This window comes from Pseudomonas sp. AC242, assembly GCF_979258655.1.
The window spans coordinates 992029-1017165 of the sequence record NZ_OZ409873.1; the positions used below are offsets into that span (position 1 = coordinate 992029).

The 25137-nt window shown below is 59.7% G+C and carries 25 protein-coding genes; all 25 read left to right on the top strand.

Going from position 1 to position 25137, the window contains the following annotated elements; all coding sequences use genetic code 11:
* Positions 1-2 precede the first annotated feature (2 nt).
* The 25 genes from ACZZ0A_RS04480 to ACZZ0A_RS04600 all read left to right on the top strand — a co-directional run bounded on the left by ACZZ0A_RS04480 (position 3) and on the right by ACZZ0A_RS04600 (position 24823).
* A complete protein-coding gene (locus tag ACZZ0A_RS04480) occupies positions 3-623 on the top strand; it encodes a pseudaminic acid biosynthesis-associated methylase (RefSeq protein ID WP_007920069.1) in 621 nt (206 codons plus the stop codon).
* The gene (pseF, locus tag ACZZ0A_RS04485; protein WP_123376260.1) at positions 620-1315 is read left to right on the top strand and encodes a pseudaminic acid cytidylyltransferase; all 696 of its coding nucleotides are present in this window, start codon (positions 620-622) and stop codon (positions 1313-1315) included. The genes ACZZ0A_RS04480 and pseF overlap by 4 nt, the downstream gene beginning before the upstream one ends.
* Positions 1312-2817, top strand: coding sequence for a UDP-2,4-diacetamido-2,4,6-trideoxy-beta-L-altropyranose hydrolase (pseG, locus tag ACZZ0A_RS04490; RefSeq protein ID WP_463542573.1), 1506 nt, complete (start codon positions 1312-1314; stop codon positions 2815-2817). The genes pseF and pseG overlap by 4 nt, the downstream gene beginning before the upstream one ends.
* The gene (pseI, locus tag ACZZ0A_RS04495) at positions 2810-3862 is read left to right on the top strand and encodes a pseudaminic acid synthase (RefSeq protein WP_095050171.1); all 1053 of its coding nucleotides are present in this window, start codon (positions 2810-2812) and stop codon (positions 3860-3862) included. Before pseG ends, pseI begins: the two co-directional genes overlap by 8 nt.
* Positions 3863-4088: 226 nt before the next feature.
* Complete coding sequence (locus ACZZ0A_RS04500; protein WP_007920064.1) at positions 4089-5015, top strand: ketoacyl-ACP synthase III; 927 nt, start codon at positions 4089-4091, stop codon at positions 5013-5015.
* A gap of 88 nt (positions 5016-5103) precedes the next feature.
* Entirely contained in the window at positions 5104-6393 is a 1290-nt protein-coding gene (locus ACZZ0A_RS04505) for a motility associated factor glycosyltransferase family protein (protein WP_007920063.1), read from the top strand.
* On the top strand, positions 6390-6656 hold the full coding sequence (locus tag ACZZ0A_RS04510) for a hypothetical protein (protein WP_007920062.1): 267 nt from the start codon (positions 6390-6392) through the stop codon (positions 6654-6656). The genes ACZZ0A_RS04505 and ACZZ0A_RS04510 overlap by 4 nt, the downstream gene beginning before the upstream one ends.
* 242 nt (positions 6657-6898) lie before the next feature.
* Positions 6899-7750, top strand: a complete 852-nt coding sequence (locus ACZZ0A_RS04515) for a flagellin domain-containing protein (RefSeq protein WP_007920059.1) — start codon at positions 6899-6901, stop codon at positions 7748-7750.
* A 73-nt stretch (positions 7751-7823) separates the two neighbouring features.
* On the top strand, positions 7824-8180 hold the full coding sequence (locus tag ACZZ0A_RS04520) for a flagellar protein FlaG (RefSeq protein WP_007920057.1): 357 nt from the start codon (positions 7824-7826) through the stop codon (positions 8178-8180).
* Positions 8181-8262: 82 nt separating this feature from the next.
* On the top strand, positions 8263-9705 hold the full coding sequence (gene fliD / locus ACZZ0A_RS04525) for a flagellar filament capping protein FliD (protein ID WP_007920056.1): 1443 nt from the start codon (positions 8263-8265) through the stop codon (positions 9703-9705).
* A gap of 129 nt (positions 9706-9834) precedes the next feature.
* Positions 9835-10233: a flagellar export chaperone FliS gene (fliS, locus tag ACZZ0A_RS04530; RefSeq protein ID WP_007920055.1), complete on the top strand. Its 399-nt coding sequence runs from the start codon at positions 9835-9837 to the stop codon at positions 10231-10233.
* Between the two features lie 11 nt (positions 10234-10244).
* Positions 10245-10541, top strand: a complete 297-nt coding sequence (locus ACZZ0A_RS04535; protein WP_007920054.1) for a hypothetical protein — start codon at positions 10245-10247, stop codon at positions 10539-10541.
* Between the two features lie 172 nt (positions 10542-10713).
* A complete protein-coding gene (locus ACZZ0A_RS04540; RefSeq protein ID WP_007920053.1) occupies positions 10714-12189 on the top strand; it encodes a sigma-54 dependent transcriptional regulator in 1476 nt (491 codons plus the stop codon).
* 110 nt (positions 12190-12299) lie between these two features.
* Positions 12300-13508 carry a sensor histidine kinase gene (locus ACZZ0A_RS04545; protein WP_007920048.1) on the top strand — a complete coding sequence of 403 codons (1209 nt, stop codon included), beginning with the start codon at positions 12300-12302 and terminating at the stop codon, positions 13506-13508.
* Between the two features lie 5 nt (positions 13509-13513).
* Positions 13514-14905: a sigma-54-dependent transcriptional regulator gene (locus ACZZ0A_RS04550; protein ID WP_007920046.1), complete on the top strand. Its 1392-nt coding sequence runs from the start codon at positions 13514-13516 to the stop codon at positions 14903-14905.
* Positions 14906-15033: 128 nt separating this feature from the next.
* Positions 15034-15363, top strand: coding sequence for a flagellar hook-basal body complex protein FliE (fliE, locus tag ACZZ0A_RS04555; RefSeq protein WP_007920044.1), 330 nt, complete (start codon positions 15034-15036; stop codon positions 15361-15363).
* 15 nt (positions 15364-15378) lie between these two features.
* Positions 15379-17166: a flagellar basal-body MS-ring/collar protein FliF gene (fliF, locus tag ACZZ0A_RS04560; RefSeq protein ID WP_463542574.1), complete on the top strand. Its 1788-nt coding sequence runs from the start codon at positions 15379-15381 to the stop codon at positions 17164-17166.
* Positions 17159-18178 carry a flagellar motor switch protein FliG gene (gene fliG / locus ACZZ0A_RS04565; RefSeq protein ID WP_007920042.1) on the top strand — a complete coding sequence of 340 codons (1020 nt, stop codon included), beginning with the start codon at positions 17159-17161 and terminating at the stop codon, positions 18176-18178. The genes fliF and fliG overlap by 8 nt, the downstream gene beginning before the upstream one ends.
* Before the next feature lie 4 nt (positions 18179-18182).
* Positions 18183-18989 carry a flagellar assembly protein FliH gene (fliH, locus tag ACZZ0A_RS04570; protein ID WP_007920041.1) on the top strand — a complete coding sequence of 269 codons (807 nt, stop codon included), beginning with the start codon at positions 18183-18185 and terminating at the stop codon, positions 18987-18989.
* Entirely contained in the window at positions 18979-20337 is a 1359-nt protein-coding gene (fliI, locus tag ACZZ0A_RS04575; protein ID WP_007920040.1) for a flagellar protein export ATPase FliI, read from the top strand. Before fliH ends, fliI begins: the two co-directional genes overlap by 11 nt.
* A 6-nt stretch (positions 20338-20343) precedes the next feature.
* Complete coding sequence (gene fliJ / locus ACZZ0A_RS04580; RefSeq protein ID WP_007920039.1) at positions 20344-20796, top strand: flagellar export protein FliJ; 453 nt, start codon at positions 20344-20346, stop codon at positions 20794-20796.
* A 158-nt stretch (positions 20797-20954) separates the two neighbouring features.
* Entirely contained in the window at positions 20955-21260 is a 306-nt protein-coding gene (locus tag ACZZ0A_RS04585; protein ID WP_095114148.1) for an STAS domain-containing protein, read from the top strand.
* Between the two features lie 5 nt (positions 21261-21265).
* Positions 21266-22969, top strand: a complete 1704-nt coding sequence (locus ACZZ0A_RS04590) for an ATP-binding SpoIIE family protein phosphatase (RefSeq protein ID WP_463544074.1) — start codon at positions 21266-21268, stop codon at positions 22967-22969.
* Positions 22970-23000: 31 nt separating this feature from the next.
* A complete protein-coding gene (locus tag ACZZ0A_RS04595; protein ID WP_007920035.1) occupies positions 23001-23348 on the top strand; it encodes an Hpt domain-containing protein in 348 nt (115 codons plus the stop codon).
* Between the two features lie 104 nt (positions 23349-23452).
* Positions 23453-24823, top strand: coding sequence for a flagellar hook-length control protein FliK (locus ACZZ0A_RS04600; protein WP_463542575.1), 1371 nt, complete (start codon positions 23453-23455; stop codon positions 24821-24823).
* The last annotated feature ends 314 nt before the right edge of the window (positions 24824-25137 follow it).

Consider the following 25137-nt stretch of genomic DNA (forward strand, 5'->3'; position numbering starts at 1 on the left):
TCATGCGTGATCTGAGTGAGCAGGAAAAGTTCTGGCAGGGTGAGTTCGGCAACCAGTACGTCGAGCGCAATGTCGGCCAACCGCTGGTGGCGACGAATCTGGCGTTGTTTGCCAAAGCCCTGAGCCGTGCCGCAGGCATCGAGAGCCTGGTCGAACTGGGCACTAACGCCGGCAACAATTTGCAGGCGTTGCATCAACTGCTGCCGCGTTGCGAGCTGTTCGGCGTCGAGATCAATGACAGCGCCTGTGCTCAGGCACGGGCGTTGGATATTGCACAGATCTGGCATGGCTCGCTGTTCGATTTCCCGCGCGAGCGCCGCTACGACCTGACCCTGAGTAAAGGCGTGCTGATTCACTTGGCCCCGGAGCTGTTGCCGACCGCTTATGCGCAGTTGTACGCGTTGAGCCAGCGCTACATCCTGATCGCCGAGTATTACAATCCGGCACCGGTGGAAGTGTCCTATCGTGGCAACAGCGGCAAGCTGTTCAAGCGCGATTTTGCCGGTGAGATGCTCGATCGCTATGCCGATCTGCACCTTCTCGATTATGGTTTTGCCTATCACCGCGATCCGCAATTCCCGGCGGACGACATCACTTGGTTCCTGTTGGAAAAACGTCCTTGAGCAACGTTGCAATCATCCCGGCCCGTGGCGGCAGCAAACGCATCCCGCGCAAGAATCTCTTGCCATTCGACGGCGTGCCGATGATTGTCCGCTCGATCCGCACCGCGCTGGATTCAGGGTTGTTTGAGCAGGTGGTGGTCAGCACCGACGATGCCGAAATTGCCGATGTCGCGCGAGCCCATGGCGCGCAGGCGCCATTTTTGCGCCCGGCAGACCTGGCCGATGATTTCACCGGCACGGCGGCAGTGATCGTGCATGCCTTGCAGCAACTGCCAGCCTTCGATTACGCCTGCTGTGTGTACGCCACGGCGCCGCTACTGCAGGCGCGCTATCTGCATCAGGGACTGGAGTTACTGGAACAGCATCCCGACCGGTCCTTTGCGTTTTCCGTGTGCAGTTTCGGTTTTCCGGTGCAGCGTGCGCTGACGCTGGACGGGCAGGGCGCGCTGACCGCTTTGTATCCGGAATTTCGCAATACACGTTCGCAGGATTTGCCCGAAGCGTTTCAGGATGCCGGTCAGTTCTACTGGGGCCGCAGTGAGGCGTGGTTGCGCGGCGAGGTGCTCTATTCGCCAGCCAGCCTGCCGGTGATTCTGCCCCGGCATCTGGTGCAGGACATCGACACCCTTGAAGACTGGAAGCGCGCCGAATACCTATACGCCGCGCTCAAGGCGGGTGGAGAGCTGCAATGAGAGTGCTGATTCGTGCCGACGCCTCGCCAACCATCGGCAGCGGCCACATTGCCCGCTGCCTGACGCTGGCGCGAGTGTTGCGCGGGCAGGGCAGCCACGTCGCGTTTGCCTGCCGGAAATTGCCGGGGCATCGGCTCGATATGCTGAGCGCCGAAGGGTTCGAGACATTTGCGTTGCCGGATCTCTATTGTGATGAAGACCCACAGCAAGCCATCGAATCAATGCTGCCGTGGCAGGCCGACATCGACGCGCTGGATCTTTTGTTGGCCGGCCATGCCGGGTTCGACTGGATCATCGTCGATCATTACGGCCTCGATCATCACTGGCAAACCGCCGCCCGGCGCTGGGCGCAGCGCATAGCGGCAGTCGACGATCTGGCTACCCGGCGCTACAGCGTTGATCTTTTGCTCAATCAGAACTTGTCCGGCCTCAGTGAAAATTACTCACCGCTGTTGCCCGAGGGGTGCCGCACCTTGCTGGGCCCGCGCTACGCCATGCTGCGTGAAGAGTTCAATTGCCCGGCCATCGAGATCAAGCCCACGGCTCGCCGGGTACTGGTGAATTTCGGTGGCTTCGATGCGGCCATGCAGACTCATCACGCGATGCTCGCGCTCGCTGATTTCAAACAGTTGCAGGTAGATTTTGTCGCCGGTGCCGAGAACCCGGCGTGGGCGCAGATGCAGGCGTTGGCCGAGACGCGGCCGAACTGGCGCCTGCACAGTTTCGTCAGCGATTTCCATCAGCGCATGACTGAAGCGGATCTGTTTATCGGCGCCGGGGGCGGTACCAGTTGGGAACGGGCGGCGATGGGGCTGCCGACGATCTGTATTGCCGTGTCGAACAATCAGCAGGCCAACGGCGAAGTCATGGCAGCGGCGGGCGCACATGTGTTCATGGGCGCTCGTGAGCAAGTCAGTGTCGAGCAGTTGCGCGACGCCATCGGCTTTGTCACCGGCAATCATTATTTGCGCCAAAGCCTGGCCGAACGCTCGCGACAACTGGTCGACGGGCGCGGTGCCGAGCGTGTCGCGGTGGCACTGGCCGGTGCGGTGCTGAAGGTGCGTGCGGCGACCCTGGACGATGCGCAGTTGCTGTTCGATGGTCGTAATGCCGAAACGGTACGTCGCTGGTCGCTGGACAGCGGCGTGATCGACTGGCCGCAGCACCTGAACTGGCTGACGGCGAGTTTGCGTAATCCACAGCGCCTGCTGCTGATCGCCGAGGCGGATGACGGCGCGGTCGGCGTTGTGCGGTATGACCTGCGCGGGTTTGAAGCCGAAGTTTCTATTTACCTGCTCGAACGGCGGATGGGGCTGGGGTGGGGCAGGGCGCTATTGGCCAGTGGCGAGGCATTTGTTGTCGCGCACTGGCCGCAACTGACGGTCATCACCGCTCGGGTGTTGCCGGACAATCGTCCCTCGTTGAATGTGTTTCGTGACGCCGGGTTCACTCAGAGTGCCTGTGCGTTCACCCGTGTTTTGAAGGATCACCCGCATGACTAGTTTCAAGATCGGCAACCGCTTGATCGGTGCCGACGCGCCACCCTTCATCATCGCCGAGATGAGCGGCAACCATAACCAGTCCCTGGACGTCGCCCTGCAAATTGTCGAGGCAGCGGCCAAGGCGGGGGCGCATGCGCTGAAGCTGCAAACCTACACCGCCGAAACCATGACGCTGGATTTGTCTGAGGGCGAATTCTTCATCAAGGATCCGGGCAGTCTGTGGGCGGGTACTTCGCTCTACGATTTGTATGAAAAAGCCCATACACCGTGGGAGTGGCATGCACCGATTTTTGCTCGTGCCAAGGAACTGGGGATGCTCGCGTTCTCGACACCGTTCGATGACAGCGCCGTGGACTTTCTCGAAAGCCTCGATGTTCCGGCCTACAAGATCGCCAGTTTCGAAAACACCGATTTGCCGTTGATCCGTCGTGTGGCCGCCACCGGCAAGCCGCTGATCATTTCCACCGGCATGGCCAGCATCGCTGAACTCGATGAGGCCGTTCGCGCCGCGCGCGAGGCCGGGTGCAAAGATCTGGTGTTGCTCAAATGCACCAGCACTTATCCAGCGACACCGCTCAACAGCAACGTGCGCACGATTCCGCATCTGCGTGAGTTGTTCGGTTGCGAAGTGGGGCTGTCCGATCACTCGATGGGCGTTGGCGTGTCGGTGGCAGCCGTGGCGCTTGGCGCGACGGTGGTGGAAAAGCACTTCACCCTCGACCGTTCAGCGGGTGGCGTCGATGCCAGTTTCTCGCTGGAACCGGCGGAAATGGCTAGCCTGGTGGTGGAAACCGAGCGCGCCTGGCAAGCCATGGGCCAGGTGCATTACGGCGTTACCGAGGCCGAGCGCAAGTCGCTGGTCTATCGCCGCTCGCTGTATGTCACGGCCGACATGGCCGCCGGTGACACCTTTACCGGGGACAATCTGCGCGCCATTCGCCCCGGTCTCGGTTTGCCGCCCAAGCACACCGACGCCGTCCTCGGCCGCCGCGCCCGCGCGCCGATCAAGCGCGGCACGCCGCTGGACTGGTCGTTGGTCGAATAACCCGATCTGCACCGATTCGGCAAAATAGCGTGACCTGCGAGTCATAACGCGCATCTTCACTGTATTGTATTGATCGGGGAGATGGCGCCTGGCTCGTTTTCGATTCCAGTGATAGCCCTTTGCGCTCCCCGTGGCTGCCCGTTGTGGCGGCCGTTTTCTGTTTGTCGGCGCCCCTCGAAATCCTTGCGAGCGGTGGTCTTGGGCTGTTTTTTATTGGGAAGCCGTAATGATTGGCATAAAAAGCATTGCGAGCTACGTTCCTGTAGCCGGCGTGGACAATTACGCACAAGGTGCAAAATTCGAGAAGGATGAAGAATTCATCCTTGGCAAGATCGGTTCGGCATTCCTGCCGCGCAAAGACGCTGAACAAGAAACCTCCGACCTGTGCGTGGAAGCGGCCAATGCGCTGTTTGCCAGCAACCCGGATCTGAAACGTGAATCGATCGACGCCTTGATCGTCGTCACCCAGAACGGTGACGAAGAAGGCCTGCCGCACACCGCTGCAATCGTGCAGGACAAACTCGGTCTGCCGACCAACGTGGCAGCGTTCGACATTTCCCTGGGCTGCTCGGGTTATGTCTACGGCATCTACGCGATCAAGGGTTTCATGGAAGCCGCCGGCCTGAAGAACGGCCTGCTGATCACCGCTGATCCGTATTCGAAGATTGTCGATCCGGAAGACCGCAACACCACCATGCTGTTTGGCGATGCCGCCACCGCTACGTGGATGGGCGAAGATCCGACCTGGGCGCTGGGCAAGGCCAAGTTCGGCACCGACGGTTCCGGTGCGCCGCACTTGAAAGTCACCGATGGCGTGTTCTTCATGAACGGTCGTCAGGTCTTCAACTTTGCTCTGCTGAAGGTGCCGGCACACTTGCACGAACTGTTGGATGATTCCGGCCTCAAGGCTGATGACATCGATGCGTTCTGCATTCACCAGGGCAGTGCGGCGATTGTCGATGCGGTGGCGCGACGTTTCGAAGGCGAGCCGGAAAAATTCATCAAGGACATGGTCGAGACCGGCAATACCGTGTCGTCGAGCATTCCGTTGCTGCTGGAAAAACACGTTATCGATTCCGATTGGCAGCGTATTGCGCTGAGCGGTTTTGGTGTCGGTCTGTCGTGGGGCTCGGCGATCATCTATCGCCCTTAAGCCAGAGTAAAAACGGCGGATACAAAAATAGCGTTCAAGGTTAACCTTGAACGCTATTTTTTTGCCTGAAGAGGGAGCGCGAGGCGCCATGAGCGAGTTTTTTCAAGCCAATGCCGAGGTGTTGCAACGGCGCTGGCCGGCGCTGTTCGAACGACTGATGACGGAAGACAGTGCGGCAGTCCAGGCCGAACTGGTGCAGGGGTTGGGTTCGACGCTCAGCGTCAATGGTGTTCAGCTCACCAGTCGCCATGACCGCATCCATGAAGCCCGGATTCAGGCGGCAAGCCTGGCGGACAAGCCGCAATTGCATGTCTACGGTACCGGCCTCGGCGATTTGCCCAGCGTGCTACTGGAGCGTGAAGGGCTTGAGCGTCTGTACGTGCACATCCTCAATGGCGCATTGTTCGCGCTGGTGGTGCAACTGCTCGATCAGCGCCATTGGCTGGAAGATCCGCGCGTCGAGTTGTTTTACGCCGGCGACCATCCAGACTTTTTTACGCCGTTTTTTGCCCTGCCTGCCGAGATGCTGCTGGCCGACGATTTCAACGCGAAAGTGCGTGATCGCTTGGTCAGCGAAGTGCACCTGAGCTTCAACAATCGGGATTTCGATCCGCAGTCACCGCAGATTCAACAGCGTTTGCAGGAATGCCTGCCGGTGCTGCTCGCCGATGCGGATGTGGCGCAGTTGTTCGGCACCTGTGCCGGCCGGGAAGTCTATGTGATCGCCACCGGGCCGACGCTGGAGCAACACTACCAGCGCCTGGCGGCAATCCGTCAGCGCGCCGAACGCCCGTTGTTCATCTGTGTCGACACCGCGTATCGACCGCTGCGCGAACACGGGATTGTGCCTGACCTGGTGGTGAGCATTGATCAGCGCATCAGCTTTCGCCATCTGCCGTTCGAGGAGTCCGACGGCATCCCGCTGGTGTATCTGCCGATGAGCGATCCGTCGGTGTTGAAGGCGTGGAAGGGTAAGCGTTACGGTGGTTATTCCGCGAGTCCGATCTACGCGAATCTGCGTGAGCAACACCCGCGAGCGCAGTTGCACGTGGGCGGCAGTGTGATTCACCCGGCGGTGGATCTGGCGGTAAAGATGGGTGCCACCGGCATCACGCTGTTTGGTGCTGACTTCGCCTTCCCGATGAACAAGACCCATGCAGGCTGGAACGACGGCGAGCTGGGGCCACCGGTGAATCAGGCGCGGCATTGGGTGCGCGATGGCCATGGTCAGCGGGTGACCACACAGCTCAACTTTCGCGGTTATTTGTGTGTGCTGGAGCGCTATATCGCTGCACATCCACAGGTCGAATTTCTCAACAGCAGCCGCTCCGGGGCGCTGATCGCCGGTACCGGTTTCAACCCGGAGTTTGTGCAATGAGTACGCTGAGCCTCTGCAAGGATGAATGTCGCCAGTGTGCGGGTTTGTTTCGCCTCGGGCGCGATGTCGAGGCGGCGCTGACGATGGTCGATGTGTTTGAAAAGGCCCAGCAATGTTTAGCGTCTGCCCCGGCAGAGGTTCAGCAGGTGTGGGCGCAGCTGTTAATGCAAATGCTCGAATGCCAGGAGCGCCAGGACTGGTTGGGGCTGGCTGACTCTATGGAGTACGAGCTGGTGGATTTGCTGGGAAGTGTCCCGGTCTGAACACGCCGACAGCACTGGCCCGCAGGTTTGCGCGGCAGTCGGTTTTATGACGTCATTTTTTCGCGGTGGATGGGCTGCTAAGTCTTTGTTTTCTCGGGGGTGGCAGGGTGATGGCAAATTTTTTTCAAAAAGCCCTCAAGCAACCTGCAATCCCGACGATAACTATTACGAAGGTTCTCTAGGCCATACCCGGCGGTTGCCAGGGCCGGAAGCCGCAGTACCCAACCAACGAGGAATTCGTCATGGCTTTAACAGTAAACACCAACACCACGTCGTTGAACGTTCAGAAAAACCTGAACCGCGCTTCCGACGCTCTGTCGACTTCGATGCAGCGCCTGTCTTCCGGCCTGAAAATCAACAGCGCTAAAGACGACGCCGCTGGCCTGCAGATCTCGAACCGTATGTCCTCGCAGATCCGTGGTAACACCCAAGCCATCCAGAACGCCAACGACGGTATCTCCGTTGCCCAGACTGCTGAAGGCGCTCTGCAAGCTACTACCGACATCCTGCAGCGTATGCGTGAACTGGCTGTTAAAGCACGTAACGGTACCAACGGCACTGCTGACCAGACCGCTACCAACGCTGAATTCGCTCAGATGTCCGACGAGATCACCCGTATCTCGGCTTCGACCAACCTGAACGGCAAAAACCTGCTGGACGGTTCGGCTGGTACTGTGACCCTGCAAGTAGGCGCAAACACCGGTTCGGCTAACCACATCGACCTGGTACTGAGCTCCAAGTTCGACGCAGTAAGCCTGTCGGTAGGTAGCGGTACTCTGTCCCTGACCGGTGCTACCGTAACTGGCGCTTCGCAGAACATCGACAACGCGATCACCGCGATCGACGCTGCCATCGCTGCCATCGGTGCAACTCGTGCCAGCCTGGGTGCTTCGCAAAACCGTCTGACCAGCACCATCCAGAACTTGCAGAACATCACCGAGAACACCACTGCTGCACAAGGTCGCGTACAAGATACCGACTTCGCCGCAGAGACTGCTAACCTGACCAAGCAGCAAACCCTGCAACAGGCTTCGACCTCTGTTCTGGCTCAAGCCAACCAACTGCCTTCCGCTGTACTGAAGCTGCTTCAGTAATTTCGGATCGAGTTTGGGCGGGGGGGTGCGCTGGTCGCGCTCTCTCGCCTTTTTACGTTAAGAGGTGATGGGCATGGACATGAGCGTAAAGCTTAACGTGTCTTATCCGGCTCCCAAGCCAGTAACGCCGGTTGCTGACAAACCGTCAGAGACGCCTAAAGTTGCCAAGACTGAAGCGCCGGTCGCTGCGAAGAGTCAGGATTCGGACGACGCCAAATTGAAACTGGCGGTGCAGGAGATCGAAAAGTTTGTACAGTCGATCAAGCGCAATCTGGAGTTTTCGATTGATGAACACTCCGGGAAGGTCATCGTCAAGGTGATCGCAAGCGAGACGGGTGAGGTCGTTCGACAGATTCCCTCCGCAGAAGCCCTCAAGCTGGCAGACAGCCTCGCCAATGCGAGTCACGTATTGTTTGACGCCAAAGTCTGATAGCTGGCATGAATTATGTTTGTCCGTTCTCAAGATGCGTGTAACGGTCAAAAGAATGGCAACAATCTGAAGGGAGATGCACATGGCAAGTCCAATTCTACCGGGTTCCGGACTGGGTTCCGGCCTGGACATCGGCGCAATCGTGACCGCGCTGGTAAACGCCGACAAGTCGCCGAAGCAGACGCAGATCGATTCTGCGACCAAAACCAACACCCTGAAGATTTCCGGTGTCGGTGCGCTGAAAAACGCATTGGCGGCCTACCAGAAGGCAATGACCGATCTGGGCAGTAAGACCAACCCTGCGTTTGCCGGTTACGCGGCGACCTCGGCTACCCCGACAACGCTGACCGCTACTTCCGATAACACGGCTGTTTCGGGCACATACAGTGTCGTGGTAAATAACTTGGCCACCGGCTCGAAAGTAGCCAGTGCATCCTTTGCCGGCGGCGCGGCCAGTGCCATTCCGAGTGGTACCCTGAAAATCAGTCAGAATGGCACTGATTACAATGTCGATATTCCGGCCAATGCCACCTTGCAGACTACCCGTGATGCCATCAACAAGGCGCAGGGTGTCAACGGTGTTTCCGCCAACATCGTGACCGACAGCTCGGGCGCTTCGCGTCTGGTGATCAGCTCCAACAAGACGGGCGCGGGCTCCGACCTGACGGTCAGTGGTATTGCCGGTCTGGAAATCGATGGCACCAAGGTCATGTCTGCGACCCCGGCCGCTGGTGACTCAGGGGCTGTGGGCGATATTGCCAAGGATGCGAAGCTGACCATTGATGGTCTTGCCGTTACCAGCAAGAGCAACACAGTGAGCGGCGCCATCAGTGGCTTGACCATGAACCTGGTGGAAGCCAGCCCCACTGCGGTCAAGGTCTCTGTCGATACCAACACCAAGGGCTTGCAGGCTTCGGTTCAGCAATTCGTCGACGCTTTCAACACGCTCAAGACCACCATCGATAGCCTGTCCAAGGCAACGCCGGACGAAGATGGCAAGTTGACGGTGCAGGCCGCGTTTACCGGTGATTCTCTGCCGCGGACGTTGATTGCGGACATTCGTGCCCAATTGACCACTTCGTCGCCTGGCGAGCTGGGTGTGCTGTCGCAGATCGGCGTCATGACTGATCGCGACACCGGTAAGCTGACGCTGGACGCGACGGCTTTCAACAAGGCCATGTCTCAGCCAGGCATGACTGGTCAGGTGCAGCAGCTGTTCTCCGGCACCGACGACAAAAACGGTCTGTTGGCGCGAATGAGCAAAGCGGTCGATCCGTACCTCAAAGCTTCTGCTGATGGCAAAACCACCAGCGGTCTGCTTGATCAGCGTATGACCATTCTGAACAACAATACCCGCAGCCTCACGTCGCAGCAGTTGGCGCTGGATCTGCGCGTCGCCAACCTGACCAAGACGCTGACGGCCAAGTACAACGCCATGGACTTGCTGGTAGGGCAGATGAAGGCTACGGCGAGCAACATCACGTCGTTCTTCAGCTCGCTGAACGCTCAGCAGTCCGCGAAGTAACAGGCAGGTACGACAAAAACCCGGCTACGCTTCATCGGCGTGCGCCGGGTTTTTGTCTTTTGATCTAAAGTTCTGTGATTCGTTGGCGATACACTGGTTATACGAGTCATTGTGGCAATGAGGTAGAACATGAATCCGATGTTAGCCCTTCGGCAGTATCAGAAAGTCGGCGCACACGCTCAGACATCCGAAGCGAGCCCGCACCGTCTGGTGCAAATGTTGATGGAAGGTGGACTGGCCCGTATCGCTCAGGCCAAAGGCGCCATCGAGCGCAAGGACATTCCAAGCAAATGCACTTCGATCAGCAAGGCGATTGGCATTGTCAGCGGTCTGCGTGAAGGCCTCGATCTGGAAAACAGTGCAGATACCCTGGCTGATCTGGATGGGCTGTATATCTACATGATGAAGCGCCTCGCCGAGGCGAACATCAGCAGCGACCCGCGCATTCTTGATGAGGTTGCCGGCTTGCTGAGCACGGTCAAGGAAGGCTGGGATGCTATTGCCCCCGTGCCTGCTCCGCAGTTCTGAAGGAGATCGTCATGAGTCTTGTATTGCAGCGAATCGCCGATACCCGTGAAGCGTTGGTTACTGCCCTCGCCGAACGCAATTGGGAAGCCATCGGCGAGCTGGATCTGGCTTGCCGTTCCTGCATGGAAGACGTCATGGCTGAAGCTGCGCTGGATGAAGACGCGTTGCGCAACAATCTTGAAGAGTTGCTACACGTCTACAAAGAGCTTCTTGAGGTGGCGATGGGTGAGCGGCAGGCGATAGCCAACGAGATGTCGCAGATCACCCAAGCGCAGAAGGCGGCAAAGGTTTACCATCTGTTTGGTTAATTGCCCCCCAGTTAATCCAGGCATGTGCGCCATAAATTTGACTGTGCACGGTTTTTTGACTTAACTAGTGGCTGTTTTCAGATTTCAGGCGTCTACAGGCACATGGTGTCCTGCAAGCGTCTCGCTTGCCCCTAATTTCGGGCATTGAGTTGACTAGGGAAGTTGCTATTGCATGTGGCGTGAAACCAAAATTCTGCTGATCGATGACGATAGCGTCCGCCGCCGCGACCTGGCGGTGATTTTAAATTTTCTTGGCGAAGAAAATTTACCCTGCGGCAGCCATGACTGGCAGCAGGCAGTCGGCTCTTTGTCGTCTAGTCGTGAGGTCATTTGCGTACTGATCGGGACCGTTAATGCTCCTGGCGCGCTTTTGGGCTTGTTAAAGACACTCTCAACCTGGGATGAGTTCCTTCCGGTTTTGTTGATGGGCGATAATTCTTCCGTCGACCTGCCCGAAGACCAGCGTCGCCGCGTGCTTTCGACCCTCGAAATGCCGCCCAGCTACAGCAAATTGCTCGACTCCCTGCACCGTGCCCAGGTCTATCGCGAGATGTATGACCAGGCTCGCGAGCGCGGCCGTCATCGCGAGCCCAATCTGTTCCGCAGCCTGGTCGGCACCAGCCGGGCGATCCAGCACGTGCGTCAGATGATGCAGCAAGTCGCCGACACCGACGCCAGTGTGCTGATCCTCGGCGAGTCCGGGACCGGCAAGGAAGTGGTCGCGCGCAACCTGCATTACCATTCCAAGCGTCGCGATGCGCCATTCGTGCCGGTCAACTGCGGGGCGATCCCGGCGGAGCTGCTCGAAAGCGAATTGTTCGGTCACGAGAAGGGCGCCTTCACCGGCGCGATCACCAGTCGTGCCGGCCGCTTCGAACTGGCCAACGGCGGTACGCTGTTCCTTGACGAAATCGGCGACATGCCGCTGCCGATGCAGGTCAAACTGCTGCGCGTCCTGCAGGAACGCACCTTCGAGCGCGTGGGCAGCAACAAGACCCAGAGCGTTGACGTGCGCATCATCGCGGCGACGCACAAGAACCTCGAAAGCATGATCGAGATCGGCACCTTCCGCGAAGACCTCTACTATCGCCTGAACGTGTTCCCGATCGAGATGGCGCCGCTGCGTGAGCGCGTCGAAGATATTCCGCTGCTGATGAACGAACTGATCTCGCGCATGGAGCACGAGAAGCGTGGTTCGATCCGCTTCAACTCGGCGGCGATCATGTCGCTGTGCCGTCACGGCTGGCCAGGCAACGTCCGCGAGCTGGCCAACCTGGTGGAGCGCATGGCGATCATGCATCCGTACGGGGTGATCGGCGTGGTCGAACTGCCGAAGAAATTCCGCTACGTCGACGACGAAGACGAGCAAATGGTCGACAGCCTGCGCAGCGATCTCGAAGAGCGCGTGGCGATCAACGGCCATACGCCTGACTTCACCGCCAACGCCATGCTGCCGCCGGAAGGTCTAGACCTGAAGGACTACCTCGGTGGTCTGGAACAGGGCCTGATTCAACAGGCGCTGGACGATGCCAATGGCATTGTGGCGCGTGCCGCTGAGCGCCTGCGTATCCGTCGTACCACCCTGGTCGAGAAGATGCGCAAGTACGGCATGAGCCGCCGCGATGGAGATGAACAGGCGGAGGATTGACGCCTGTTTTTCAACTGCTTCATTTATAAGCAGTTTTTTTTAGGCACGGGTATTGCTACAGCCCTCGCAACGTTCCGTTTAACTGACGGTCAGCCAAGCGAGAAAGCACAATGCCCCAAGCCCAGATGTCTTCTGCCTCCAGTCCCGAGGGGCAGCCGTCCTCCGTAGAGCAGGCAAGCCGACAGGGCCTTGAGCAGGCATTCGAGCTGTTCAGCCAGATGTCCAGCCAGTTGACGGACTCCTACAGCATGCTTGAAGCGCGGGTAACCGAGCTCAAGGGTGAGCTGGCGGTGGTCAGCGCCCAGCGCATGCAGGAGCTGGCGGAAAAAGAACGCTTGGCCAACCGTCTGCAAAACCTCCTTGATCTGTTGCCCGGTGGCGTCATCGTCATCGACGGTCACGGCAGGGTGCGCGAAGCCAACCCGGCCGCCATCGAACTGCTCGGCCTGCCGCTTGAGGGTGAGTTGTGGCGCCATGTGATTTCGCGCTGCTTCGCCCCGCGTGAAGACGACGGTCATGAAATTTCCCTGAAAAACGGTCGACGCCTGTCGATTGCCACCCGCTCGCTGGACGCCGAGCCGGGGCAATTGGTGCTGCTCAACGACCTGACAGAAACCCGCCATCTGCAAGATCAACTGGCGCGCCACGAGCGTTTGTCCTCGCTGGGGCGCATGGTCGCCTCGCTCGCGCATCAGATCCGCACGCCGCTGTCCGCCGCTTTGCTCTATGCCAGTCATTTGACTGAGCAGGAGTTGCCGGTCGCCACTCAGCAGCGCTTCGCCGGGCGCCTGAAAGAGCGTCTGCACGAGCTGGAGCACCAGGTGCGCGACATGCTGGTGTTCGCTCGCGGTGAGTTACCGCTGACCGATCGCCTCACCCCCAATGCCTTGATGCAGGCGCTGCAGGCGGCGGCGCTGACCCATGTGCAGGATCTGCCAATCCGCTGGCAGTGCGACAGCCATACCGGCGAACTGCTGTGTAATCGCGACACACTGGTCGGGGCGCTGTTGAATTTGATCGAAAATGCGATTCAGGCCAGTGCCAGCGACATTCGTCTTAAAGTCCATTGCTACACCCGCGACAACACGCTGCGCCTGAGCATAAGCGACAGTGGCAGCGGCATCGAGCCCGCGGTTCTGGCGCGGCTCGGCGAACCCTTTTTTACCACCAAAGTCACCGGCACCGGCCTGGGCCTGACCGTGGTCAAGGCTGTGGCCCGGGCACATCAGGGAGAATTGCACCTGCGTTCGCGAGTTGGGCGTGGCACGTGCGCGCAGGTGATCCTGCCGCTGTTTTCCGCTGTACAGGGAGCTGAGTGAAAGACATGGGCATCAAGGTTTTGCTGGTCGAGGATGACCGCTCGTTGCGCGAGGCGCTGGCCGATACGTTGTTGCTGGCCGGCCACGATTACCACGCGGTCGGTTGCGCTGAAGACGCGCTGACGGCAGTGTCGCGCGAGGCGTTCAGTCTGGTGGTCAGTGACGTCAACATGCCCGGCATGGATGGTCATCAATTGCTTGCCCTGTTGCGTGCTCGTCAGCCGCAATTACCCGTGTTGCTGATGACGGCTCACGGCGCGGTCGAACGTGCAGTCGATGCGATGCGTCAGGGTGCGGCGGATTATCTGGTCAAACCGTTCGAGCCCAAGGCTTTGCTCGATCTGGTGGCGCGGCATGCACTGGGCAATATTGGCGTGAGCGAAAGTGAAGGTCCTATCGCTGTCGAGCCGGCCAGTGCGCAACTTCTCGAATTGGCCGCACGAGTGGCACGCAGCGATTCCACGGTGCTGATCTCCGGCGAATCCGGTACGGGTAAAGAAGTGCTGGCGCGCTACATTCACCAGCAATCCCACCGTGCCAGTCAGCCGTTCATTGCGATCAACTGCGCAGCGATCCCGGACAACATGCTCGAGGCGACGCTGTTCGGTCACGAGAAAGGCTCGTTCACCGGCGCCATCGCCGCGCAGGCCGGCAAGTTCGAGCAGGCTGACGGCGGCACGTTGCTGCTCGACGAAATTTCTGAAATGCCCCTTGGCCTGCAAGCCAAACTGCTGCGCGTGTTGCAGGAGCGCGAAGTCGAGCGCGTCGGTGCGCGTAAGCCGATCGCCCTGGATATTCGCGTGGTTGCCACCACTAACCGCGACTTGGCGGGCGAAGTGGCGGCGGGGCGTTTCCGTGAAGACCTCTATTACCGTTTGTCGGTTTTCCCACTGGCCTGGCGTCCACTTCGCGAGCGCACTGCCGATATCCTGCCGCTGGCCGAAAGGTTGCTGGCCAAACACGTCAATAAAATGAAGCACGCCGCAGCGAAACTCTCGCCTGACGCGCAAGCTTGCCTGATTGCGTATCCGTGGCCGGGTAATGTGCGTGAACTGGATAACGCCATTCAACGTGCGCTGATCTTGCAGCAGGGCGGTTTGATTCAGCCGCAGGATTTCTGTCTGGCAGGTCCCGTGACGTACACCGCAGTGCCTGTCGCCGCGCCGCTGACTGCGGTGATTCGCGAAGTGGAAATCGAAGCGGATTCGGCCGGTGCGCTGGGCGATGACCTGCGCCGCCGGGAGTTTCAGATGATCATCGACACCCTGCGCTCCGAGCGTGGACGCCGCAAGGAAGCGGCGGAAAAGCTCGGCATCAGCCCGCGCACCCTGCGCTACAAACTGGCACAAATGCGCGATGCCGGGATGGACGTCGAAGGTTATCTGTTCGCCACCTGAGCCGTGCTGCAAAACGTTGAAAACGCTTTTCTGAAAGGGCTGCCCATGAGCTGGCACCCTTGTTGCTAATACCTGTGTACCCGCCGAGTGAGTGTCAAAAAATTGCGGGCCGCCCAAGAGAGTAGACCATGAGCCAAGGTATTGAATTTAATCGGTTGATGACAGACATGAAGGCCATGAAGCTGGATGCCATGTCTGCGCCGAAATCGACGACCGCTGTCCCTGAGCTGGGAGGCAGCAGCTTTTCCGACATGCTCGGTCAGGCGATCAACAAGGTCAGCGATACCCAGACCGCGTCGACTCAGTTGGCCAATGCCTTTGAAGTGGGCAAGAGCGGCGTCGATCTGACGGACGTGATGATCGCTTCGCAAAAAGCCAGCGTGTCGTTCCAGGCTCTGACCCAGGTTCGCAACAAACTGGTTCAGGCTTATCAAGACATCATGCAGATGCCGGTTTAAGGACGAGATTGAGTCATGGCAGAAGCAGTCGCCGATAACGTTCCGGCCAAGGCCACCCCGATAGACGGCAAACCGCCGCTGTTCGGTCTGTCCTTCCTGGAAAACCTCTCCGAGATGACCATGCTGCGTCAGGTGGGCCTGTTGGTCGGCCTGGCTGCGAGCGTGGCGATTGGCTTTGCCGTGGTGCTGTGGTCGCAGCAGCCGGATTACCGTCCGTTGTACGGCAGCCTTGCCGGCATGGACGCCAAGCAGGTCATGGATACTCTGGCCGCCGCTGACATTCCTTACAACGTCGAGCCCAATTCCGGCGCCTTGCTGGTCAAGGCCGATGACTTGTCCCGTGCGCGGATGAAACTCGCTGCTGCTGGTGTCACTCCCAGCGACGGCAATATCGGTTTCGAAATCCTCGACAAGGAACAGGGTCTGGGCACCAGCCAGTTCATGGAAGCGACGCGTTATCGTCGCGGCCTCGAGGGTGAACTGGCGCGGACCATTTCCAGCCTGAACAACGTCAAGGGTGCCCGCGTGCATCTGGCGATTCCGAAGAGTTCGGTGTTCGTCCGTGATGAGCGCAAGCCAAGTGCTTCGGTTCTGGTTGAACTGTACAGCGGTCGTTCGCTGGAGCCGGGTCAGGTGATTGCGATCATCAACTTGGTGGCGACTTCCGTTCCCGAGCTGAGCAAATCGCAGATCACCGTCGTCGACCAGAAGGGCACCTTGCTCTCTGATCAGGCGGAAAACTCCGAAATGACCATGGCCGGCAAGCAGTTCGATTACAGCCGCCGCATGGAAAGCATGCTCACCCAGCGTGTACACAACATTTTGCAGCCGGTATTGGGCAATGATCGTTACAAGGCTGAAGTCTCGGCCGACATCGATTTCAATGCCGTCGAGTCGACTGCCGAGCAGTTCAACCCGGATCAGCCGGCGTTGCGCAGCGAGCAGTCGGTCAACGAGCAACGCACCGCCAGCAATGGCCCGCAAGGCGTGCCGGGTGCCCTGAGCAACCAGCCACCGTCGCCAGCCTCGGCCCCGCAAACTACCGGCGGCACCGCCGCGCCGGCCGCCATGGTCCAGCCTGGTCAGCCATTGGTTGACGCCAATGGTCAGCAGATCATGGACCCGACCACCGGTCAGCCAATGCTCGCGCCGTACCCGGCAGACAAGCGTCAACAATCGACCAAGAACTTCGAACTTGACCGTTCCATCAGCCACACCAAACAGCAGCAGGGTCGCCTGAATCGTCTGTCGGTGTCGGTGGTGGTCGACGATCAGGTCAAGGTCAACGCGGCCAACGGCGAAACCAGCCGTGCGCCGTGGAGCGCCGACGAATTGGCGCGCTTCACCCGTCTGGTCCAGGACGCCGTCGGTTTCGACGCCAGCCGTGGCGACAGTGTCAGCGTGATCAACATGCCGTTCTCCGCCGAGCGCGGTGAAGTGATTGCCGATATTCCGTTCTACTCCCAGCCATGGTTCTGGGACATCGTCAAACAAGTGCTGGGTGTGTTGTTCATCCTGGTGCTGGTGTTTGGTGTGCTGCGTCCGGTGCTTAACAACATCACCGGCGGCGGCAAAGGCAAGGAGCTGGCCGGTCTTGGCAGCGACGTGGAACTCGGTGGCATGGGCGGCCTGGACGGCGAACTTTCCAACGACCGCGTGAGCCTCGGTGGTCCGCAGAGCATTCTGTTGCCGAGCCCAAGTGAGGGTTATGACGCGCAACTGAATGCAATCAAGAGTCTGGTGGCCGAGGATCCGGGTCGCGTGGCTCAGGTCGTGAAAGAGTGGATTAACGCAGATGAGTGATAACCGAGCCGCAACCGTCAAACTGAACAAGGTCGACAAAGCCGCGATTCTGCTGCTGTCCCTGGGTTCGACCGATGCCGCACAAGTGCTGCGCCACATGGGCCCGAAAGAGGTTCAGCGCGTCGGCGTGGCCATGGCGCAGATGGGCAACGTCCATCGCGAGCAGGTCGAGCAGGTCATGAGCGAGTTCGTCGACATCGTCGGCGACCAGACCAGCCTCGGCGTCGGATCCGACGACTACGTGCGCAAAATGCTCACCCAGGCCCTGGGTGAAGACAAGGCCAACGGCCTGATCGACCGCATCCTGCTCGGTGGCAACACCAGTGGCCTCGACAGCCTGAAATGGATGGAGCCGCGCGCCGTTGCCGACGTGATCCGCTACGAACACCCGCAGATCCAGGCGATCGTGGTCGCGTACCTCGACCCGGATCAGGCCGGTGAAGTACTCGGCAACTTCGACCACAAAGTGCGTCTGGACATCATCCTGCGCGTCTCGTCGTTGAACACCGTACAGCCGGCGGCCCTGAAAGAGCTGAACCAGATTCTCGAGAAGCAGTTCTCCGGCAACTCGAATGCCTCGCGCACCACCCTGGGTGGCATCAAGCGTGCGGCGGACATCATGAACTTCCTCGACAGCTCGATCGAAGGCCAGCTCATGGACTCGATCCGCGAAGTCGACGAAGACCTGTCCGGTCAGATCGAAGACCTCATGTTCGTGTTCAACAACCTCGCCGATGTCGACGATCGTGGCATCCAGGCGTTGCTGCGCGAAGTGTCTTCCGACGTGCTGGTGCTGGCCCTCAAGGGTTCGGACGAAGGCGTCAAAGAGAAGATCTTCAAGAACATGTCCAAACGTGCCGCCGAACTGTTGCGTGACGACCTCGAGGCCAAAGGCCCGGTGCGCGTCAGCGACGTCGAAACCGCACAGAAAGAAATCCTCACCATTGCCCGTCGTATGGCCGAAGCCGGCGAAATCGTACTCGGTGGCAAGGGTGGCGAGGAAATGATCTAAGCCCATGGACAAGCACGACGACGATGTGACGGATCTGATCCGTGCCCGCGATGTCCGTGGTTTCGAATCCTGGGCCATGCCCAGCTTCGACCCGCCGAAGCCGGAACCCGAGCCTGAGCCGGAGCCCGAACCGCCGGAAATGGAAGAAGTGCCGCTGGAAGAAGTCCAGCCACTGACCCTGGAAGAACTCGAAAGCATCCGTCAGGAGGCTTACAACGAAGGCTTTGGCATCGGCGAGAAAGAAGGTTTTCACAGTGCGACCCTCAAGGTGCGTCAGGAAGCGGAGGTTGCGCTGGCGGCAAAACTTGCCAGCCTTGAGCAGTTGATGGCGAACCTGTTCGAACCGATCGCCGAGCAAGACACGCAAATCGAGAAATCGCTGGTCGACCTCGTGCAACACATCACCAAACAGGTGATCAAGCGCGAACTGGCCATCGATTCCAGCCAGATCGAACACGTCATGCGCGACGCCCTCAAGCTGTTGCCGCTGGGCGTCGAGAATGTGCGCCTGTACGTCAATCCGCAGGACTTCGAACAGGCCAAGGCTTTGCGCGAACGTCATGAGGAAACCTGGCGCATCGTCGAAGATGAATCGCTATTGCCGGGCGGTTGCCGGGTTGAAACCGAGCACAGCCGCATCGATGCCAGCATCGAAACCCGCGTGATCCAGGTCATGGCGAAGTTGTTCGATCAATTGCACGAGCAGGCTTTGCATCCGGCTGAAGCGGATCTGAGTCTGGACATTCCAGAAGACGTAAAACCGGCGGCCACACCTGAAGAGCCGCTCGCGGACGACCCCGATGCGCCTTGAACGCACCAGTTTCGCCAAGCGCCTGAGTACTTACGCTGAGGCCACCGAGATTGCCGGTGCGCCGATTCTTGAAGGTCGCCTGCTGCGCATGGTTGGCCTCACCCTCGAAGCCGAAGGCCTGCGCGCCGCCATGGGCACGCGCTGCCTGGTGATCAATGACGACAGCTATCACCCCTCCCAGGTGGAAGCGGAAGTCATGGGTTTCTCCGGCAGCAAAGTCTTTCTGATGCCGGTCGGCAGTGTCGCCGGCATCGCCCCGGGCGCCCGCGTAGTGCCGCTGGCTGATACCGGGCGCTTGCCGATGGGCATGAGCATGCTCGGTCGCGTCCTCGACGGTGCCGGGCGCGCACTGGACGGCAAAGGCGGCATGAAAGCCGAAGACTGGGTGCCGATGGACGGCCCGACAATCAATCCGCTCAACCGTGACCCGATCAGCGTGCCGCTGGACGTTGGCATCCGTTGCATCAACGGTTTGTTGACGGTCGGTCGTGGCCAGCGTCTGGGTCTGTTTGCCGGTACCGGTGTCGGTAAATCCGTATTGCTGGGCATGATGACCCGCTTCACCGAGGCCGACATTATCGTCGTCGGCCTGATCGGTGAGCGGGGGCGAGAAGTTAAGGAGTTCATCGAGCACAGCCTCGGTGAAGAAGGCCTCCAGCGCTCTGTGGTGGTTGCCTCGCCAGCAGACGATGCGCCGTTGATGCGCCTGCGCGCAGCGATGTATTGCACGCGCATCGCCGAATATTTCCGCGACAAGGGCAAGAACGTCCTGTTGCTGATGGATTCGCTGACCCGTTTCGCCCAGGCCCAGCGGGAAATCGCCCTGGCCATCGGCGAGCCGCCGGCGACCAAGGGGTATCCGCCGTCGGTGTTCGCCAAGTTGCCGAAACTCGTCGAGCGTGCCGGTAATGCGGAGAAGGGCGGTGGTTCGATTACCGCGTTCTACACCGTGTTGTCCGAAGGCGATGACCAGCAGGATCCGATTGCCGACTCGGCCCGAGGCGTACTCGACGGCCACATCGTGCTATCCCGGCGTCTGGCCGAGGAAGGTCACTATCCGGCCATCGACATCGAAGCGTCGATCAGCCGGGTCATGCCGGCGGTGGTCTCGCCGGAGCACATGCAACGCGCGCAATATTTCAAGCAGTTGTGGTCGCGCTATCAGCAGAGCCGCGATCTGATCAGTGTTGGCGCCTACGTTGCCGGCGGCGATCGCGAGACCGATCTGGCGATCTCCCTGCAACCGCAGTTGGTTCGCTACCAGCGTCAGGGGCTGAACGACAAAATCAACATGGGTGAAAGCCAGGCTTACCTCGCAACCCTGTTTGCCCCAGCGGCGGGCGGCTAACCGCTCATGGCCACTGTCAGTCGAGCCGCGCGTCTGGCGCCGGTGGTGGACATGGCCGAACAGGCCGAGAAAGCCGCCGTGCAACGCCTGGGCTATTTTCAGGGGCAGGTGAAAGTTGCGGAAAGCAAACTGGCCGACCTCAATGCCTTCCGTCTGGATTATTCCGAGCAATGGATCGTGCGCGGCAGTACCGGCGTGAGTGGGCAATGGCTGCTGGGTTTTCAGGGCTTTCTGGCGCAACTCGACACCGCCGTCGACCAGCAGCGCCAGAGTCTGGTCTGGCATCAGAACAAACTCGACAAGGCGCGTGAAGAATGGCAACAGGCGTTCGCCAAGGTCGAGGGGCTGCGTAAACTGGTGCAGCGTTATCGCGAAGAGGCGCAACGCCTTGAAGACAAACGTGAGCAGAAGCTGCTTGATGAACTGTCCCAGCGTTTGCCACGACAAAACCCGTTCTAAAACAAGATCAAGAGATCGCAGTCTTCGGCAGCTCCTACAAGGGATCGGTGTAGGAGCTGCCGAAGGCTGCGATCTCTTGATCTGGCTTCTAACCTTGCTGCAACCCTGTGCAGGTGCTAAACCTTGTACAGGTTCGTCAATGACAAGGAAGCCAGTTAATGTCAGTCGTTACAGAAGTCTCTCCGGATGGGAAAAAACTGACGATTTCGATCGAGGGGCGATTCGATTTTGGTCGGCATCAGGAGTTTCGCGAGTCCTATGAGCGACTCAATGCGAAGCCTGAGTCCATAGTGGTGGATCTGAAGAAGGCCACCTACCTCGACAGCTCCGCACTGGGCATGCTCCTCCTGTTGCGGGATCACGCCGGCGGTGACGAGTCGGACGTGCGTGTGGTCAACAGCAGCTCCGACGTGCGCAAGATCCTCGCCATCTCCAATTTCGACAAACTCTTCGACATCACTTGACGGCCATGCAGGCGCAAGAGCCGCTGACCCTCCTGATCGCTGAAGACAGCGCCGCCGATCGCCTGTTGCTGTCGACCATCGTCCGCCGCCAGGGCCATGAAGTCCTGACGGCGGCCAACGGTGCCGAAGCGGTCGACTTGTTTCGTCGCCAGCAACCCGATCTGGTACTGATGGACGCGATGATGCCGGTCATGGACGGCTTCGAAGCAGCGCAGCAGATCAAGGCGCTGGCGGGCGAGACGCTGGTGCCGATCATCTTCCTCACGTCGCTGACGGAAAGCGAAGCGCTGGCCCGTTGTCTGGAGGCCGGGGGTGACGACTTTCTGGCGAAGCCCTATAACCAAGTGATCCTCGCCGCCAAAATCAAGGCGATGGATCGCTTGCGGCGTTTGCAGGCAACCGTGCTGCAACAGCGCGACCTGATCGCCAAACACCACGATTACCTGCTCAACGAACAGCGCGTGGCCAAAGCGGTGTTCGACAAGGTTGCGCACTCCGGTTGCCTCAGCGCGCCGAACATTCGCTACCTGCAATCGCCCTATGCCTTGTTCAACGGCGACTTGCTGCTGGCGGCGTACACGCCGGCGGGCGACATGCATGTGCTGTTGGGCGATTTTACCGGTCATGGCCTGCCGGCAGCGGTCGGGGCGATGCCTTTGGCCGAGGTGTTCTACGGCATGACCGCCAAGGGCTATGGCCTGGCCGAAACCCTGCGCGAGATGAATGCCAAGCTCAAACGCATTCTGCCGGTCGACATGTTCTGTTGCGCCACGCTGTTGTGTCTGAGCTTTCAGCGGCGTTCGGTCGAAGTGTGGAATGGCGGCATGCCTGACGGTTATCTGCATCGGATTGCTACTGGCGAGCGTGTACCACTGGCCGCACGGCACTTGCCGCTGGGGGTACTGAGTGCGCAGGCGTTCGATGACCGTACGGAAGTGCATCCGATGGCCGTCGGCGATCGGGTGTTTCTGTTGTCCGACGGGGTGATCGACACCAGTGACGCCAGTGATCAACTGTTCGGTGTCGAGCGTTTGCAGCAGGTGTTCGCCGCCAACCGCGAGCCGGATCGCTTGTTCGAGGATATCGAGCAGGCACTGCGGGATTTTCGCGGCGAGGCGCGCGACGATGTCAGCATGGTCGAGGTCAGCCTGCTGGAGCCGGCGCAGGTCAAGCCGTCGGCGCCGGTGTATTCCGACAGCGGCCAATCCTGTCCGCTGGACTGGTCGGTGAGTTTCGAATTCCGTGGCGCCACGCTCAAGCGCTTCAATCCCTTGCCGTATCTGTTGCAGTTGCTGCTTGAGGTGCATGGGCTGCGGGCGCAAAGTGGTGCTTTGTACAGCGTGCTGGCCGAGTTGTATTCCAATGCGCTGGAGCATGGCGTGCTCGGTCTGGATTCCAGTCTCAAGCGCGATGCGGCGGGGTTCGCTCGTTACTACCAGCAGCGCAATGATCGGCTGGAGTCACTGCAGGACGGTTTCGTGCGCGTGCATTTGCAGGTGCAGCCACACGGCGAGGGCGGCCGACTGATCATTCGTGTTGAAGACAGCGGCAAGGGCTTTGATGTGGCGCGGGTCATGGAGCGGCCGCTGGATGGTGTCCGTTTGTCGGGGCGCGGCGTCAGTCTGGTCCGGCAATTGGGGCGTAATGCGAGTTGGTCGGACGAAGGTCGTAGTGCTCGCGTGGAGTTTTCCTGGGAGGTTGAGGCATAATCCGCGCAATTCTTGATCAAGGAGTGAACAAGTGACTGACACACATATTGATCGCGAGGCGCTGAGCGTACTGCGCGAAGTCATGGAGGAGGGTTATCCGGAGCTTCTGGATACCTTTCTGGCGGATTCCGAAAGTCGCTTGGGCGAGTTGCAAAAGACCTCTGATGCCAAGGTGTTGTCGGATGTTGCCCATAGCTTCAAGGGCAGCGCCAGCAATATGGGAGCTGTCCGCTTGGCGGCGCTCTGCCAGGAACTCGAATCGGACGCCAAAGACAAGAGCCCGGCGGAAATAGTCAAACTGGTCGCTGAGATCAGCGGCGAATTTGCTGAAGTTCGCCCGGTTTACGAAAGCGAAAAACATCCCGCTCACACGCACTGATCCCGCCGTCCGGCGCTTTTCTCAAGCGCCGGGCAAATCTGGCCCGGCACTTGCATTTATCTCTGCAACTGTACCTACGATCCCAGTGCAGCGGAGACCGTTTCATGCCTGCGACCCCCAACATCCTTCTTCAGAACGCCGCTCAGGCCAAGGCGCAAGCCGCCTCTGCGAAAACGTCGGCCATGGCCGTAGATACCGGGGATAAGGCCTCAAGCTTCGCTAAAGTGTTCGCCGACCAGGGATCGAGCAAGCCTGTCGCCACCGCTGACAATTCGCCCAAGTCGTCGCGTGACAAGGTCGCTGACAACAGCGGCAAAAAGGACATTGGCGAAGATCAGTCTGCCGCTGCGCAGCCGGCGGTTGCCGATAGCGGCAACGACTTGCCTGCCGATAAAACCGCGGCGACCGATGACAGTACCGCCAGCAGCGACGACAACACTGACACCTCCCAGACTCCAGTCGTAGACGCGACGCCGGTTGATCCGACACTCGATCCGGCATTGGCAACCGCTGTGCAGCCGGTGGTTGCGGCGCCGGTTGTGCAGACTCCGGCGGTCGTCGCGACTGCCCAGCCTGAAACCGAAACCCCAGCCGTTGCCGCGCTACCAGGTACGGTCAAAGATCCGGCACCGGCCACCGACAGCGATTTCGACCCTTCGGCCGATCCCCTCGATTCGATGCCGGCCGTGCGCATGGCGATGGAGCAGGGCGGGCACATTTCCGCTGCCAGCCAGGCGCAGCCGAAAGCGTCGCCAGCTCAGGCTCAGGCCGACGGCGAATTGACTGCGGCGCAGAACTTTGCCGCTGGCATGGCCAGCATGCTCGACGTACAAGCCGACAAGGACAGCACCAGCCAGGGCGGCGAAAAAGCCTTCAGCGGGTTGATCGACGATGGCCTCAAAGATCTCAAGACTGCGACCAGCGATACCCGTGTGGATGACTTCGCCAACCGTCTGGCGGCACTGACGCAGGCGGCTACGCCGAAGACCGCGAATGCGGTGCCGGTGAATCAGCCGATTGCCATGCACCAGAGCGGCTGGACCGAGGAAGTGGTCAACCGCGTCATGTATCTGTCGAGCGCCAATCTGAAGGCGGCGGACATTCAGTTGCAGCCAGCGGAGCTGGGACGTCTGGACATCCGCGTGAACATGGTCCCGGATCAACAGACCCAGGTCACGTTCATGAGCGCGCATCCAAGTGTGCGTGAAGCGCTGGACGGGCAGATGCATCGCCTGCGTGAAATGTTCAACCAGCAGGGCATGGGCCAGGTTGACGTCAATGTCTCCGATCAGAGCCGTGGCTGGCAGGGCCAGCAAGGTCAGGAGCAGGCGCAACAGGGCCAGAGTGGCCACACCCGCGCTGCCGGTGGTCGCCTCGATTCGGCGGATGAAGAACTGGCGCCTGCCGCCATTGCTGATGCCGCTGCGCAAACCACCAGCGTGATCGGCAGCAGCGCGGTCGACTATTACGCCTGATCAAATCAAAAGCCCCTCACCCTAGCCCTCTCCCAGTGGGAGAGGGGACTGATTGGGGGATGCTGGCGAAGTACGCCGACCTGATACTTCTGCTGTGAATCCATAATCGATACGGTCTCTCAGGTCGATGCATGAAGCAAGGCACCTCGGTCGGCCTCTGAAAACCCTCCCTAGCCGTCTCCCAGAGGGAGAGGGGACTGATTGGGGGATGCTGGGGAAGTACGCCGATCTGATACTTCTGCCGTGAATCCATAATCGATCCGGTCTTTCAGCTCGGTGTATGAAGCAAGACACCTCGGTCGGCCTCTGAAAAC

Excerpts from the sequence above, each read along its gene's own strand:
- ACZZ0A_RS04480 (WP_007920069.1), top strand. The coding sequence starts at position 3 with ATGCGTGATCTGAGTGAGCAGGAAAAGTTCTGGCAGGGTGAGTTCGGC.
- pseG (WP_463542573.1), top strand. The coding sequence starts at position 1,312 with ATGAGAGTGCTGATTCGTGCCGACGCCTCGCCAACCATCGGCAGCGGC.
- pseI (WP_095050171.1), top strand. The coding sequence starts at position 2,810 with ATGACTAGTTTCAAGATCGGCAACCGCTTGATCGGTGCCGACGCGCCA.
- ACZZ0A_RS04500 (WP_007920064.1), top strand. The coding sequence starts at position 4,089 with ATGATTGGCATAAAAAGCATTGCGAGCTACGTTCCTGTAGCCGGCGTG.
- ACZZ0A_RS04505 (WP_007920063.1), top strand. The coding sequence starts at position 5,104 with ATGAGCGAGTTTTTTCAAGCCAATGCCGAGGTGTTGCAACGGCGCTGG.
- ACZZ0A_RS04510 (WP_007920062.1), top strand. The coding sequence starts at position 6,390 with ATGAGTACGCTGAGCCTCTGCAAGGATGAATGTCGCCAGTGTGCGGGT.
- ACZZ0A_RS04515 (WP_007920059.1), top strand. The coding sequence starts at position 6,899 with ATGGCTTTAACAGTAAACACCAACACCACGTCGTTGAACGTTCAGAAA.
- ACZZ0A_RS04520 (WP_007920057.1), top strand. The coding sequence starts at position 7,824 with ATGGACATGAGCGTAAAGCTTAACGTGTCTTATCCGGCTCCCAAGCCA.
- fliD (WP_007920056.1), top strand. The coding sequence starts at position 8,263 with ATGGCAAGTCCAATTCTACCGGGTTCCGGACTGGGTTCCGGCCTGGAC.
- fliS (WP_007920055.1), top strand. The coding sequence starts at position 9,835 with ATGAATCCGATGTTAGCCCTTCGGCAGTATCAGAAAGTCGGCGCACAC.
- ACZZ0A_RS04535 (WP_007920054.1), top strand. The coding sequence starts at position 10,245 with ATGAGTCTTGTATTGCAGCGAATCGCCGATACCCGTGAAGCGTTGGTT.
- ACZZ0A_RS04540 (WP_007920053.1), top strand. The coding sequence starts at position 10,714 with ATGTGGCGTGAAACCAAAATTCTGCTGATCGATGACGATAGCGTCCGC.
- ACZZ0A_RS04545 (WP_007920048.1), top strand. The coding sequence starts at position 12,300 with ATGCCCCAAGCCCAGATGTCTTCTGCCTCCAGTCCCGAGGGGCAGCCG.
- ACZZ0A_RS04550 (WP_007920046.1), top strand. The coding sequence starts at position 13,514 with ATGGGCATCAAGGTTTTGCTGGTCGAGGATGACCGCTCGTTGCGCGAG.
- fliE (WP_007920044.1), top strand. The coding sequence starts at position 15,034 with ATGAGCCAAGGTATTGAATTTAATCGGTTGATGACAGACATGAAGGCC.
- fliF (WP_463542574.1), top strand. The coding sequence starts at position 15,379 with ATGGCAGAAGCAGTCGCCGATAACGTTCCGGCCAAGGCCACCCCGATA.
- fliG (WP_007920042.1), top strand. The coding sequence starts at position 17,159 with ATGAGTGATAACCGAGCCGCAACCGTCAAACTGAACAAGGTCGACAAA.
- fliH (WP_007920041.1), top strand. The coding sequence starts at position 18,183 with ATGGACAAGCACGACGACGATGTGACGGATCTGATCCGTGCCCGCGAT.
- fliI (WP_007920040.1), top strand. The coding sequence starts at position 18,979 with ATGCGCCTTGAACGCACCAGTTTCGCCAAGCGCCTGAGTACTTACGCT.
- fliJ (WP_007920039.1), top strand. The coding sequence starts at position 20,344 with ATGGCCACTGTCAGTCGAGCCGCGCGTCTGGCGCCGGTGGTGGACATG.
- ACZZ0A_RS04585 (WP_095114148.1), top strand. The coding sequence starts at position 20,955 with ATGTCAGTCGTTACAGAAGTCTCTCCGGATGGGAAAAAACTGACGATT.
- ACZZ0A_RS04590 (WP_463544074.1), top strand. The coding sequence starts at position 21,266 with ATGCAGGCGCAAGAGCCGCTGACCCTCCTGATCGCTGAAGACAGCGCC.
- ACZZ0A_RS04600 (WP_463542575.1), top strand. The coding sequence starts at position 23,453 with ATGCCTGCGACCCCCAACATCCTTCTTCAGAACGCCGCTCAGGCCAAG.